This is a genomic window from Grimontia sp. SpTr1, from assembly GCF_947387585.1.
In the GTDB taxonomy this organism is placed as follows: Bacteria; Pseudomonadota; Gammaproteobacteria; order Enterobacterales; family Vibrionaceae; genus Enterovibrio; species Enterovibrio indicus.
This window is the reverse complement of record NZ_CANDOD010000020.1, coordinates 23793-37647: the sequence shown is the minus strand read 5'-3', so window position 1 is coordinate 37647 and position 13855 is coordinate 23793. Positions and strand designations below refer to the sequence as shown.

14 protein-coding genes are annotated in these 13855 nt (G+C 49.1%); 5 read left to right on the top strand and 9 right to left on the bottom strand.

All coding sequences use genetic code 11. From position 1 onward, the window contains the following. Positions 1-9: 9 nt before the first annotated feature. Positions 10-588, bottom strand: coding sequence for an RNA polymerase sigma factor RpoE (gene rpoE, locus QL223_RS22030; protein WP_002537517.1), 579 nt, complete (start codon positions 586-588; stop codon positions 10-12). 426 nt (positions 589-1014) lie between these two features. Here rpoE and nadB point away from each other — a divergent pair, with 426 nt between their 5' ends. Continuing rightward, a complete protein-coding gene (gene nadB, locus QL223_RS22025; protein ID WP_002537516.1) occupies positions 1015-2628 on the top strand; it encodes an L-aspartate oxidase in 1614 nt (537 codons plus the stop codon). A gap of 69 nt (positions 2629-2697) precedes the next feature. Here the strand turns inward: nadB and QL223_RS22020 are convergent, their stop codons facing one another. The 3 genes from QL223_RS22020 to QL223_RS22010 all read right to left on the bottom strand — a co-directional run bounded on the left by QL223_RS22020 (position 2698) and on the right by QL223_RS22010 (position 5270). Then, on the bottom strand, positions 2698-4506 hold the full coding sequence (locus tag QL223_RS22020; protein WP_002537514.1) for a methyl-accepting chemotaxis protein: 1809 nt from the start codon (positions 4504-4506) through the stop codon (positions 2698-2700). Between the two features lie 124 nt (positions 4507-4630). Then, the gene (locus tag QL223_RS22015) at positions 4631-5041 is read right to left on the bottom strand and encodes a protein YgfX (RefSeq protein WP_239643953.1); all 411 of its coding nucleotides are present in this window, start codon (positions 5039-5041) and stop codon (positions 4631-4633) included. Next, positions 5010-5270: a succinate dehydrogenase assembly factor 2 gene (locus QL223_RS22010; RefSeq protein WP_002537511.1), complete on the bottom strand. Its 261-nt coding sequence runs from the start codon at positions 5268-5270 to the stop codon at positions 5010-5012. Before QL223_RS22010 ends, QL223_RS22015 begins: the two co-directional genes overlap by 32 nt. 173 nt (positions 5271-5443) lie before the next feature. Here QL223_RS22010 and ygfZ point away from each other — a divergent pair, with 173 nt between their 5' ends. The 4 genes from ygfZ (at position 5444) to QL223_RS21990 (ending at position 8302) form a co-directional block, all read left to right on the top strand. Continuing rightward, positions 5444-6424 carry a tRNA-modifying protein YgfZ gene (gene ygfZ, locus QL223_RS22005; RefSeq protein WP_281545978.1) on the top strand — a complete coding sequence of 327 codons (981 nt, stop codon included), beginning with the start codon at positions 5444-5446 and terminating at the stop codon, positions 6422-6424. Next, on the top strand, positions 6424-6915 hold the full coding sequence (locus QL223_RS22000; protein WP_281545977.1) for a YbaK/EbsC family protein: 492 nt from the start codon (positions 6424-6426) through the stop codon (positions 6913-6915). Before ygfZ ends, QL223_RS22000 begins: the two co-directional genes overlap by 1 nt. Next, entirely contained in the window at positions 6912-7847 is a 936-nt protein-coding gene (locus tag QL223_RS21995; RefSeq protein WP_281545976.1) for a LysR family transcriptional regulator, read from the top strand. Before QL223_RS22000 ends, QL223_RS21995 begins: the two co-directional genes overlap by 4 nt. Positions 7848-8098: 251 nt before the next feature. Further along, positions 8099-8302: a DUF1107 family protein gene (locus QL223_RS21990; RefSeq protein ID WP_062666157.1), complete on the top strand. Its 204-nt coding sequence runs from the start codon at positions 8099-8101 to the stop codon at positions 8300-8302. A gap of 85 nt (positions 8303-8387) precedes the next feature. Here the strand turns inward: QL223_RS21990 and gcvH are convergent, their stop codons facing one another. From gcvH to QL223_RS21965, 5 genes are all read right to left on the bottom strand, one after another. Further along, on the bottom strand, positions 8388-8780 hold the full coding sequence (gene gcvH, locus QL223_RS21985; RefSeq protein ID WP_002537505.1) for a glycine cleavage system protein GcvH: 393 nt from the start codon (positions 8778-8780) through the stop codon (positions 8388-8390). Between the two features lie 258 nt (positions 8781-9038). Beyond that, positions 9039-9872, bottom strand: coding sequence for a small-conductance mechanosensitive channel MscS (mscS, locus tag QL223_RS21980; protein ID WP_046304289.1), 834 nt, complete (start codon positions 9870-9872; stop codon positions 9039-9041). Between the two features lie 246 nt (positions 9873-10118). Next, positions 10119-11015: a small-conductance mechanosensitive channel MscS gene (mscS, locus tag QL223_RS21975; RefSeq protein ID WP_002537502.1), complete on the bottom strand. Its 897-nt coding sequence runs from the start codon at positions 11013-11015 to the stop codon at positions 10119-10121. Positions 11016-11371: 356 nt separating this feature from the next. Then, positions 11372-12448, bottom strand: coding sequence for a class II fructose-bisphosphate aldolase (fbaA, locus tag QL223_RS21970; RefSeq protein ID WP_002537501.1), 1077 nt, complete (start codon positions 12446-12448; stop codon positions 11372-11374). A 219-nt stretch (positions 12449-12667) separates the two neighbouring features. Beyond that, positions 12668-13831, bottom strand: coding sequence for a phosphoglycerate kinase (locus tag QL223_RS21965; RefSeq protein WP_062705795.1), 1164 nt, complete (start codon positions 13829-13831; stop codon positions 12668-12670). Between the last annotated feature and the right edge of the window lie 24 nt (positions 13832-13855).

Genomic DNA, 13855 nt, shown 5'->3' with positions numbered 1-13855 from the left:
GTAACACTGTTAGTGGTTCATCAGAGGACGAACACGTTTGTCTACCGCTTCCCTGGCACGGAAAATACGCGAACGTACCGTACCTACCGGGCAGTCCATCACTTCAGCGATCTCTTCATAGCTTAAGCCATCGATTTCACGCAGGGTGATCGCCGTTTTCAGATCGTCAGGTAAAGATTCAATCGTACTGAAAACGACCTGTTTCAACTGTTCTGACAACATAAGGTTCTCAGGGTTCGAAATTTCTTTCAGTGCGCCACCATTTTCATAATTTTCCGCTTCTTCTGCGTCAATATCGCTTGATGGTGGGCGTCTGCCCTGTGCAACCAGATAATTCTTCGCTGTGTTCACCGCAATACGGTAAAGCCAGGTGTAGAACGCACTTTCTCCGCGAAATCCCGGCAAGGCGCGATACGCTTTTATAAAAGCTTCCTGCGCAACATCAGGCACGTCGCCGCTGTTGCTGACATAGCGAGAGATCAGATTGCATACCTTGTTTTGATATTTTACGACCAGCAGGTTAAATGCCTGCTTATCACCATTCTGTACGCGCTCAATTAAGGCTTGATCGGTTAACTGCTCGCTCATTCGAGCGCCTTCTCCTTATTATTGATACCAGTAGTCTGCTTTCACTGTGGCAGTGTTCACCGCTAAGGTCAGAACACTGTTAGCTACCGGTATTTCTTCTCGCTCTTTGCCACTGTGGTGCCCGGCTTCTTTTTCTGCCGCGCGGTTTTTATTGAGTGAGCACAGTGTATGAGTGAAACATTAAAAGAAAGTTCCCTAAACGGATTTCCGTCGTTATACGATTAGATCCGGATCGCAAAGTCTATCAGAATGTTTGGTCACACCCTAACCAACTCTCATTCTGCCGTTCCCACTCTGTCGCATAATGAAGCAACTGGCAACGTTCTACGTGTTGCCACATTAGTGTAAACTCACTGAAATGACTCGAACTCGTTGTTTCAGGTAGCCGGCTGACATGGCTGCTTGGGAGAAAGGAATACGTAATCAATGAGCAACCAAGAACACGTGTGTGATGTGCTGGTGATCGGCAGCGGCGCTGCTGGTCTGTCTCTGGCGCTCCATTTGGCGCCGACCCAAAAAGTGATGGTGCTGAGCAAAGGACCGCGCAGCGAAGGGGCGACCTACTACGCACAAGGCGGTATTGCTGCAGTCTTTGATGAAAGTGATTCTGTTGAATCCCACGTTGAAGATACGCTGATTGCCGGTGACGGCATTTGCGAAGAAAACGTGGTGAGCTTTATCGCCGAAAATGCCAAGGAATGCGTTCAATGGCTGATTGATGGCGGTGTCCCTTTTGATCGCGAAGAAGACAGCGACGATGATGAGCCCAAATTCCACCTAACCCGTGAAGGTGGCCACAGCCACCGACGCATTCTGCATGCTGCTGATGCAACGGGCGCTGCCGTGCAAACCTCGCTGCAAGAAAACGTAATGCAGCATCCCAACATCAAAGTGATGGAGCGCCACAACGCGCTGGATCTTATCACCCGCAAGAAAATCGGGATTTCCGGTGCTAACCGCGTGCTGGGTGCCTACATCTGGAACCGTGACCGTGAAGCCGTCGAAACCGTGCGTGCTAAGTTTGTGGTTCTTGCCACAGGCGGTGCATCCAAGGTTTACCAATATACCTCCAACCCAGATGTTTCCTCTGGTGACGGTATTGCTATGGCATGGCGCGCAGGCTGTCGGGTTGCCAATCTTGAATTTAACCAGTTTCATCCGACCTGCCTGTTCCACCCAGAGGCTCGTAACTTCCTGCTGACGGAAGCGCTACGTGGCGAAGGCGCATTTTTGCGCCGCCCTGATGGCTCCCGCTTTATGCCGGACTTTGATGAACGCGCCGAGCTTGCGCCGCGTGATGTGGTCGCCCGGGCAATTGACTATGAAATGAAGCGTCTGGGTGCGGACTGTATGTATCTCGACATCAGCCACAAAGATCCCGATTTCATCACCAAGCATTTCCCAACCATTGATGAAAAGCTGAAAACCTTTGGTTTTGATTTGACGAAAGAAGCCATTCCTATCGTTCCTGCTGCTCACTACACTTGTGGCGGGGTAATGGTAGATCAGAACGGTCAGACCGATTTGCAAGGCTTATACGCGATTGGTGAGGTCAGCTACACCGGCCTTCACGGTGCTAACCGCATGGCGTCAAACTCGCTGCTCGAATGTGTGGTTTACGCTTGGGCTGCCGCCATGCACATTGGGGAGAATGCAGGCACCGCAGAAGTTCCTCCAACGCTACCATACTGGGATGACAGTCAGGTATGTTGCTCAGACGAAGAGGTCGTTATCCAACACAACTGGCACGAGTTACGCCTCTTTATGTGGGACTACGTCGGCATTGTGCGCTCTACCAAACGTTTGGAACGCGCGCTTCGCCGTATCGAACTGCTCAAGCAAGAAACCAACGAGTACTACAGTAACTTCCGCGTTTCCAACAACCTTCTGGAACTGCGTAACCTGCTTCAGGTAGCTGAACTGATGGTGCGCTGTGCCATGGCACGGAAAGAAAGCCGAGGCCTGCATTACACCATCGATTACCCAGACAAGGCAGAAGATTCCGGCCCAACCATTCTGGTGCCAGACTTCCCTTGCTGAATCACAGATAGCAAAAAGCCCTCACAAGAGGGCTTTTTCATACCTGGCGCTATAAAGCTATCTATCTACTCAAGAGCGGAAGCTCGATACCGCTGATTCCAGCTCACGGCTTTGCGCTGCGACCCGCGCTGCTGCTTGAGCATTTTCAGTGGTCGAGACAGTGTTCTCTGATGTGATTTCCTGAATCGAATGAACGTTCTGGTTCACTTCTTTTGCCACCATGCTCTGCTCTTCAACTGCGGCGGCAATCTGGGTACTCATATCCATGATCTGCTGCATATCAATGATAATGTTATCCAGCTCTGATGCGGCTTCTTCGACATAGCTGACCGACTGTTCGCTGTCACGCTGACAATGGTTAATGCGGTCAACGACACTGTTGGTTTGCTCCTGAAGTGAAGCAATCATGGTCGCGATCTCATCCGTCGATTTGTTCGTGCGGGTAGCTAGGGAACGCACTTCATCGGCAACCACCGCAAAACCACGACCTTGCTCACCGGCACGAGCTGCTTCAATCGCTGCGTTCAGAGCCAACAGATTGGTTTGCTCCGAAATGTCTTTGATCACATCTACCACAGTACCAATCTGTTGAGAGAGCGACACCAAACTATGAATGTCATTGTTTGCAGTCCCCAAGCCGTTAGACAATGTCAGGATGGCTTCACGGGTTGTCTGCACGGTTTGATGACCTTTCTGAGCGCGGGCAAGGCTTTGGCCTGCATTCGCAGCAGCCGTTTCAGTGTTGCTGGCAATCTCACGAATCGTCGCTTCCATTTCATTGACGGCTGTCGCTGCCATATCGGCTTCTGAATGTTGACGGCCCAATGCCGCTTCAGCGTTATTGCTACGAGATTGCACATCTGAAGCGGTAGCATTCAATGTTGTGATTGAGACTTTTACACCTGCAATCAGGGTCTGACAGTGTTCCAACACGGAGTTAAAGTCTTTTGCTACCAGCGCAATCTCATCCTTGCCTTCGGCTTCTGCACGCAGGGTTAAATCGCGGTCTGCCGCCACTTGCTCCATAGTGCGGGTTAACGTGCTCAGACGGCGCTGGATAAAACGGTTGAGCAAGATACTGGCTGCGATAAGCAGCGATGAAATCACCACCAGCACTATCAAGGCGCTGATGGTCAGAGTGCGTTCTGCACTTTCCAACTCGTTGGCCAGTTGTGCACGCATGTCGTCAAAGTCAGCTTCCACCTGATGAGTTTGGCCTCGGATGTTACCTAAAAGGCCTGACTTGTGATCAAGCCCAACCTCACGGCTGACTTGCATGTAGCGCTCTACCAAAGTTTTCTGGGCGTCCAGAGAAGTCAGGCCGGTTTCACGCTTCACGTTTTGCCAGACTCGGCTGAATTCTTCAAAGCGCGCTTCATTTGCATCCACCATCAAAAGCCGGCTCAGCGTCACCAGATAAGCAATGTCATCGATTGATGGGTTGTCTTGCAGAAGCTGCTCGTTATTTGCGGTTAGCTCGCCATGAATACCCGAAGTACGGTTCAAGCCAAGTCTTTCGTAGCCCTTCGACAACGTCAGAAAACCGCTGTGGTAATTCTTCATCGCCTGAGAAACCGCACTGATTTGTGGCAAGGTGATATCCAGACGATCAGCGTCTTCTGCCAAGGTATTCAAATCGTTTTCAAACTTGGCAACGTTACCGGAGAAGCGCTCTACGTATTTAGCATCCAATCTCGCCAAAAAATCTTTTTCATTACGACGCAGGTTAAGCAAACGTACTTCAAGCTCTGCAACCAGGGATTGTTTGGTTTTCAGGTCCACCATTCGATCAGAGGCTTGCCACCCGATGAACGCGAATAAAAGTAACGACAGGGCGGAAAACGCCGTCAGACCGTATAATTTTGTTCTTATTTTCATGTCACCTCTTCCCTCTCTACTTCTTGAGTCGGCGGTAGCACTGATGCCAGCTTGAATCTTTATCGGCGCTATCAATGATTCGTTTAGACATGACGTACGCTAAAAAACAAAAAGTGAAAGAAGATCACACTTTCAACACCAGACAAACTCGACTGAGGTGACGAAAGGTCTCACTATCAAACGCATCACACGCCAACGCTAAACGGCGGCACTCAAAGGGTGAAGTCAATTCCAGAACAATCAGGTGACGACTGAAAAAGCACACCCTAGAAACATGAAAGTTATCTCCATTCCAGCGACACGCTCCGTCAATATTGAGGAAGAGCTCACCACCACGAAGCGTAAGAAAGGACAACTGCGTGTGTGCTTCACGAATCAGGAGACAAAGGAGAAGCACTTTGGCTTCGAGAGGGATGGCACTGGCAACAAACAAAGTGAAGGCTGCCAGCGCGTAGATCATACCTACCCCAACCTTCAACAGGCGGGAAGGCTGAATATCGGTATTAACGGAGTTTGCTGCGGTTGTGCTCGACAATTTTGTCTGTCATCGCCGCCAGCTCAGGCTTCTCGCTGCGGCCATGCCCCATCAACCAAGTAAACAGATCCGGATCATCACATTCCAACAACGCGACGAAATGAAGTTTTTCGTCTTCCGTCAGTGAATCAAAACATTGCTCAAAAAACGGCATGATAATGACATCAAGTTCCAACATGCCACGACGGCATGCCCACTTGATACGCGCTTTATCTTCTGCGCCCAGCATGAGTACCTCGAAAATTAGGCCAAAATAACTGGCCCAAATAGTATCAGCGAGCTGATCGCCTTGCTACGGCTCCCGGATTGAATCTTGTAACCCTGTGATCTGACCCCATATCAGTGGTATATAGACCGCAGTCGCATTAACATATAAATCCTGATTTTTAAGCGAGAAACTCCATGACGAACTGGTATCAATCACACGCTTTCAACCGTCTTCCTCTTTCTTCAGACAGCGCGTTGCCAGCCCTGTCAGTGATCGCTCTGGATAACCTTTCTCTGATCACCGCCGTCGGTCAGGATACAGTGCCATACCTGCAAGGCCAGTTGACCTGTGATTTGGTGTCACTGGAGAAAACCCGGTCAACGCTCGCTGCTCACTGTGACGCCAAAGGAAAGGTGTGGTCTGCCATTCGCCTGTTCCATCACAACGAAGGGGTGGCTTACGTTCAGCCAGCATCTGTCGCTGAAAAACAGCTGGCAGAAATTAAGAAATATGCTGTTTTCTCTAAGGTTGAATTTGCGCTTTCTGAGCAAATTCTGGTGGGTATTGCCGGTGAAAAAGCGGACAACGCTGTGGAATCACGCTTTACCGGAGAAGGCGATGTTCGCACGACCCAAACCGGTTCAGCTGTTCGCATCGACAAAAACCGCTGGTTGCTGGCGATGAACGCTGAAGAAGCTGACACACTGATTGCTGAGCTGGGAGAACGCGCAACCCTGAGTGACAGTTCACTGTGGACACTGTTGGAGCTTCGCGCAGCAATGCCTGCGATTGAAGAGGCGAACATCAGCGAATTCATTCCTCAGTCCATCAACTTGCAGGCGCTGGATGCCATCAGCTTTAAGAAAGGTTGTTACACCGGACAGGAAACCGTCGCACGCGCAAAATATCGTGGTATCAACAAACGCGCAGCCTACCTTCTTCAGGGTGAAGCGGCAGAAGCACCGAAAGCCGGAGATACCTTTGACCGCAGTGTGGGCGAAAACTGGCGCACCGGTGGTACCGTACTCTCTGGCTACCGTTTTGAAGACGGCCAGGCTGTGGCATTGGTCGTGCTACCAAACAACCTCGACGATGATAGCCAGTTCCGTTTGGCCGACACCGAGGCACTTTGGCAGAAAGTCGCTCTACCATACAGTCTGGAAGACGACGCCTAATGATGCCGTCGATTGATACCCCTATCCTTTCTATTTTGCGCGATGCGGGCATCGCACACTGCTTACTGCCTCATGAAAGTGAGGCAACGACCATACTCGAAGCCGCCGAGCAACGCGGTGTTAAGCCGGAGCAATTGGTCAAATCCATGCTGCTGCGCGACATGGGTGGACAGATGGCATTGGCATGCGTGCCGGGTACGGCGTCTGTTGATCCCAAGAAAGTCCGCGACCTTCTTGGGTGTCGGCGCATGACCATGGTCGATAGCAGGCATGTGCAGAGCATTACGGGCTATTCACCCGGCATGGTGACACCTATTTCGGTGTTTGGCATGTTGCCAATATTCTTTGACCCAAGCCTTGCTGAGTTCGAATACATCAACATCAGCAGTGGTTCACCCATGGCAGGCGTAGAACTTCGCTTTCAGGATTTGGTCGACTTTTGTCAGCCTACCATCGCTGATATCCAGCGTGATGACGAGACTGGCGCATGAAGCCGGTGAATTGGCGCGGCGTTGATCTCAACCTTCTGGTTGCCTTCGCTGCGCTAATGGAAACCCGCAGCGTGACCCGTGCTGCCGAGAAGCTCTCAATTGGCCAATCGGCCATGAGCCACAATCTCTCCCGGCTGCGCACCCTGCTCGATGACCCGCTTTTCCATCGTCAAGGCAATGAAATGCAACCGACGGCACGAGCTTTCGAGCTAGAGCCAGTTGTCGCTGCCCTTCTCGACACCATTGCCACCGATGTACTGACCCCGGTGTCGTTTGAGCCAACACAATATTCAGGGCCCGTCCGCATCGGTTTAACCGACTATGCCGAGTTGGTTTTTGCCCCGGCGTTGTTTGATGTGTTCCGAGAGCAAGCGCCGCAGTGTCAACTCAGTTGTAGACCAGTCGATCGGGTCAATTACCGCGAAGCATTGAAAAACGATCAGGTTGATGTGGTATTGGGTGCAGTGGAAACTGAAGACCCCGTGTTATTGATGGAAGAACTCTACACCGAAAAACATGTCTGTTTGTTTGACCCCAAATCCACGGGACTGAGTGCGCCTCTCTCATTGACCGACTACACCAAGACGCCTCACGTCTTGGTAACAGTAGATGGCCAGTTAAGCAGCCCTGTCGATAACACGCTCAAATCCCTGGGTTGTGATCGCCAGGTCGTCATGGGCTCACAACGCTTCCTCACCGTTCGTCATCTTCTCTCTGGACGTAACCTTATCTGCACTGTGGCGGAGTTGATGGCAAAACTCGACATGTTCAATGACAAGCTTGCTATCAGTGCCACGCCCATCGATGTCAGCAATTTTGTTATCCGCCAAATCTGGCACAAGAAAAATGCCACCAGCGCTAAAAACCTTTGGATACGCCAAACCATTGATAAAACAGTACGTAATCAGGTACAGGATTTACGTGCCAGATAGATAGGCTTCCTGCCTTGGTTTTCATACTGTGACCAACCCCAAAGTCACACGATTACATCCCCAAAATTTCGGGTAAGTGTCATCTCTGTCACACAGTAGTCATACCCCTCCCGCTATAATGCCGCCCGCCAAAACCGAGTAAGTAGGTGACAGTTTTTCGTTGTCAGCAGGTCTTATCGGTTTAGGAAGTTGGCAGGAAATATAACCCAAGGCTCCAAAGCTTCAGGGATAAAAATAAAAAGGAATTGCGAATGCGGATGTTTAATCGTTATATCCCGACCCTCATTGCAAAACACGTTTACCGATTATTCAGTGGACGGCTTCACATTGACGGGCGCGGTGATTTCGACTTCCATCAAGGAATGGTGCAGGCGCAGTCAGATGGAGATATTGAACACTTTCGGACGGTGAAGGAGATCAACACTGAGATCCGCAAGCTGAAAGAAATGTACTGATGGCTATAGATCGTTTGATCTGGCACTTCGCTTGAAAAAAACACCGCGGCTAACGCGGTGTTTTTTTATCTTCACAAAGAGGAGATTATTCTTCCTCTTCAATAGAGTCCTGATAAGCCTCGGCATCCAACAGCTCATTAATTTCCGCAGAATCCGTGATGCGAATTTGGAACAACCATCCATCACCATACGGGTCGCTATTCACCAACTCTGGAGAGCCTTCCAAGTCTTCATTGATCGCCACAATCTCACCGGTCAATGGGGTATAGATATCTGATGCTGCTTTTACCGATTCCGCCACGGCACAATCATCACCCGCATCTACCGTATCGCCCACGTCCGGTAAATCCACAAATACCATGTCGCCCAGCAAAGCCTGTGCATGGTCAGAAATGCCCACGGTATACACATCGTCACCTTCTGGTCTCACCCACTCGTGAGAAGTCGTGAATTTCAGCTCAGATGGGATATTGCTCATAAATCAGATTCCTTCTAGAAAAACGTGCTGCAGCGCTCGACAAATAAGGGATAGCACACGGTGTTAGATACGCAAATTAGGAAAGCCTTGAACAGTTCGCAAGAAAAATCACCACACAAAAACCAATTGTTTTAACTCGATCAAGCCTTGCTCTTGTCTCGTGAAAATCAGCCCCATTCTTCTGACATTCACTACCAAAGAAAAAACGCCAATGATCAGTCTCGATCATTGGCGTTTTTATCATGTCTCAGGTGAGAATTAACCGTCGACTTTGTTCAGGTGAACATCCATTTGCGGGAATGGAATTTCGATACCTTCTGCGTCCAGCGCCTCTTTCATCGCTTGCAGCAGGTCAAAGTAAACTGCCCAGTAATCTGCAGTACGAACCCATGGACGAACCACCAGGTTCACAGAAGAGTCTGCCAATTCAACCACACCAATAGTTGGCTCTGGGGTAGTCAGCAAACGGGTTTCTTTCGCCAGTACATCAGCCAGCACTTGTTTGGTTTTTTGCAGGTCAGCACTGTAAGACACGCCTACAACGTAATCGATACGACGGGTGTCATGCTTGGAGTAGTTAGTGATTGGGCTTGAGATGATCGCACCATTCGGTACCACAACCATCTTGTTGTCCGGCGTTTTCAGTACGGTTGAGAAAATCTGGATAGAATCCACAGAACCTGCAACACCAGCCACTTCTACATAGTCGCCTGATTTGAATGGGCGGAATGCAACAATCAACACGCCTGCTGCGAAGTTAGAAAGTGAGCCTTGCAGTGCGAGGCCAACTGCCAGACCGGCAGCACCGATAACCGCAACCACAGAAGCCGTTTGCACACCCAGACGACCCAAAGCCGCAATGAGCACGATAACGAACAGCAGGTAACGGACAAAAGTATGCACGAAGTCGACAACGGCATCGTCGAGTTCTTTCTTGCGCATGACTTTAGCAACACCATTGGCAATCGCTTTCACGATCCAGTTACCAATGATGAGAATGAGGAGAGCAGAGATGATGTTGACACCATATTGAAGCAGCAGATCCTGATTGCCGTTGAACCAGTTCATGGCTTCGTTAGTAGCATTTTCCATTGCGATTTCCTTGGTATAGTTATGCCGTGTTTAGCTTTTTCCTAGGGTTCCACAGGACGGTACAACAAATTCCTGACGAAACTGCTCGGATAAAATCAGAGCTGAGTTTACAGTTTAAGCAGCAACAGAAAGTGTCTCAAATTTAAAACGAAAACACTGTTTTTTTGGTGTATTCACGAGACCATATGCATAAAAAAACCCCGTCGTCAGACGGGGTTTCAGCATTAAGTTTGAGCAGCAAGGCGTTTAAGCAACTTGCTTTTCTTCTTCTGGAGCAGCAGCTTTTGCCATTGCTGCGTGGTAGTGAACGTCCATCTGCGGAAATGGAATTTCAATACCCTCTTTATCCAGACCTTCTTTGATCGCTTGCATCAGGTCAAAGTAGGTTGACCAGTAATCTTCTGTTTTCACCCACGGGCGCACAACGAAGTTAACTGAAGAGTCCATCAGCGCATGAACACCGATAGTGGGTTCAGGATCTTGCAGTACGCGCTCATCCGCTTTCACGATGCGGGTCAGTACTTCTTTAGTCTTCTGCAGATCAGCCTTGTAAGACACACCAATAATGAAATCGATACGACGTGTCGCATGACGTGAGTAATTGGTGATTGGACTGGAAATGACAGTGCCGTTAGGAACCACTACCATTTTGTTGTCTGGGGTCGTCAGTACTGTAGAGAAGATCTGGATAGACGCCACAGAGCCTGCCACACCGCCTACTTCTACATAATCACCGGATTTGAACGGACGGAAAGTCACAATCAGCACACCAGCTGCGAAGTTCGACAGTGAACCTTGCAGTGCCAGACCGATAGCCAGACCCGCCGCACCAATAACCGCAACGATAGACGCAGTTTCAACACCCACACGACCCAACGCCGCAATCAGCACAATCGCGAACATCACATAGCGAACCATGTTCTCGATAAAATCGACAACTGTTTGGTCCAGATCGCGTTTCTTTAATACTGCAGCGACAGAGCCTGCCACTTTCTTCACTACCCAGTTACCGATGAACAGAATAAGTAGCGCAGTCACAACGTTCACTGCGTATTGGATCATCAACTCTTGGTTGGAGGCCAACCAGTTCATCGCTTCAGTTGCTGTTTGTTCAACAGACTCAACAGCGTTTTGCTCAGTCATTTACATCTCTCACAAAAGTAATACCAATCGTAGTAAATATCTGCTCATCCTAGCTTGTTAAAACACTCGATCACTGCGTTGAAAAATTTGATTGTAGAATAACTACTTATCGAAATTTTCCGCCTTGTTCTCGAGCATTTTTCCTGCGCTATTTCTGATCACCTACCTACTGTGATTGGTATAAAAAAACCAAACCACCTCAAGACGTTGAAAGCTAATCTTCGGCTTTCTATCTCTTGAGGTGGCTAGGGAATCTGGCTGCTATCAATCAGGTTGAATAACAGCCATAAAAAAACCCGCTAAATTTAGCGGGTTTCATCACGATTTGTAATTAAATTTTTTAAATAAAACTTAAATTACAGTACGTCGATCGCGTTAAGATCTTTGAACGCTTGCTCAAGACGCGCAACCATACCTTCTTGACCAGCACGCAGCCATACGCGTGGATCGTAGTATTTCTTGTTAGGTGCGTCTTCGCCAGTTGGGTTACCGATTTGGCCTTGCAGGTAATCGTGGTTTTTCGCTTCGTACTGACGGATACCATCCCAAGTCGCCCACTGAGTATCAGTGTCGATGTTCATTTTGATAACGCCGTAAGAGATAGACTCTTCAATTTCTGCTTGAGAAGAACCAGAACCACCGTGGAATACGAAGTTCAGCGCGTTAGGTGCGATACCGAATTTCTCTGCACAGTATGCTTGAGAATCACGCAGGATGGTTGGAGTCAGAACAACGTTACCTGGCTTGTAAACGCCGTGTACGTTACCGAAAGACGCAGCGATAGTGAAACGGTGGCTGATAGCGTTCAGTTTCTCGTATGCGTATGCAACGTCTTCTGGAGAAGTGTACAGCTCAGACGCGTCCATGTGAGAGTTGTCTACGCCGTCTTCTTCACCACCAGTACAACCCAGTTCGATTTCCAGAGTCATGTTCATCTTTTCCATGCGAGCCAGGTACTCAGCACAGATTTCGATGTTTTCTTCCAGAGATTCTTCTGACAGGTCAATCATGTGAGAAGAGAACAGTGGCTTACCAGTTGCAGCGAAGTGCTCTTCACCTGCAGCCAGCAGACCGTCAATCCATGGCAGCAGTTTCTTAGCTGCGTGGTCAGTGTGCAGGATAACTGGCACACCGTAAGATTCAGCGATAGCGTGAACGTATTTAGCACCCGCTACTGCGCCTTTGATTTGTGATTCCTGACCTTCCAGCTTCAGGCCTTTACCTGCGAAGAACGCAGCGCCGCCGTTAGAGAACTGAACAACAACTGGTGCTTTAACTTTCGCAGCAGCTTCCAGTACTGAGTTGATAGAGTCAGTGTTTACTACGTTTACCGCTGGAAGAGCAAACTTGTGCTCTTTAGCAATTTCAAACACTTTCTGAACGTCGTCACCAGAGATAACGCCAGGTTTTACGAAATCAAAAACTTTAGACATAACAATAGTCCTATTTACTCTGTTGTCTTGAGTGAAATCCTATCCAAGCCGGTGTTTCCTACCGACTTGTTTCAATTCGGCAAACGTTTGCGAACAGTGCTGCGCATTGTACCCAAACGTGATTCTAAACACATTATTTTTTGCGTTTAGATATGCATTCTAATGATTACAAAATTATCAAAGATGCATAAAAACGGGGGCAGTAACCCCCGTTCATCATTACGCTTTAGCGCGAGTTTCCAGCATTTCTACTGCAGGCAGTACTTTACCTTCAACGAACTCAAGGAATGCGCCGCCACCGGTAGAGATGTAAGAAACGTCAGCTTTGATACCGAACTGGTCGATAGCTGCCAGCGTGTCACCACCACCTGCAACAGAGAAACCTTCAGAAGCAGCAATCGCTTCAGAGATACCTTTAGTACCTGCTTCGAAGTTCTTGAATTCGAATACACCTACTGGGCCGTTCCACAGAATGGTTTTTGCATTCTTCAGGATTTCAGCCAGCGCTTGTGTTGAGTCTGGACCCAGGTCGAAGATCATGTCGTCGTCCTGAACTTCAGAAACGTGCTTGATTACTGCTTCTGCGTTCTCGTCGAATGCTTTTGCACATGCAACGTCAGTCGCTACTGGAATCGCACACTCGTCCATCAGCTTCTTAGCAGTATCAACCAGGTCAGCTTCGTACAGAGACTTACCTACGTTGTGGCCTGCTGCTGCGATGAAGGTGTTTGCGATACCACCACCAACAACCAATTGGTCAGCAATTTTAGACAGAGATTCCAGAACAGTCAGTTTGGTAGAAACTTTAGAACCACCAACGATTGCCACCATTGGGCGCGCAGGGTTGTCCATTGCTTTGCCCAGTGCTTCCAGTTCGTTTGCCAGCAGGGGACCTGCACATGCGATTGGAGCGAACACACCAACACCGTAGGTTGATGCTTGTGCACGGTGAGCAGTACCGAACGCGTCCATCACGAATACGTCACACAGTGCAGCGTATTTCTTAGACAGTTCGTCTTCGTTTTTCTTCTCGCCTTTGTTGAAACGTACGTTTTCCAGAACAACCAGCTCACCTGCGTTCAGCTCCAGGCCGTCCAGGTAGTCTTTTGCCAGTTTAACGTCACAATCCAGTGCGTCGTTCAGGTAGTTAACAACAGGCTGCAGAGAGAATTCTTCAGCGTACTCGCCTTCGGTCGGACGACCCAGGTGAGAAGTAACCATCACTTTCGCGCCAGCTTCCAGGCAGTGTTTGATGGTTGGCAGAGACGCCAGAATACGCGCGTCAGAAGTCACTTTACCGTCTTTTACTGGTACGTTCAGATCGGCACGGATAAATACGCGTTTGCCAGCCAGATCCAGATCGGTCATTTTGATTACAGACATTTTCGTCCTCTCTCTAAGTTGCAA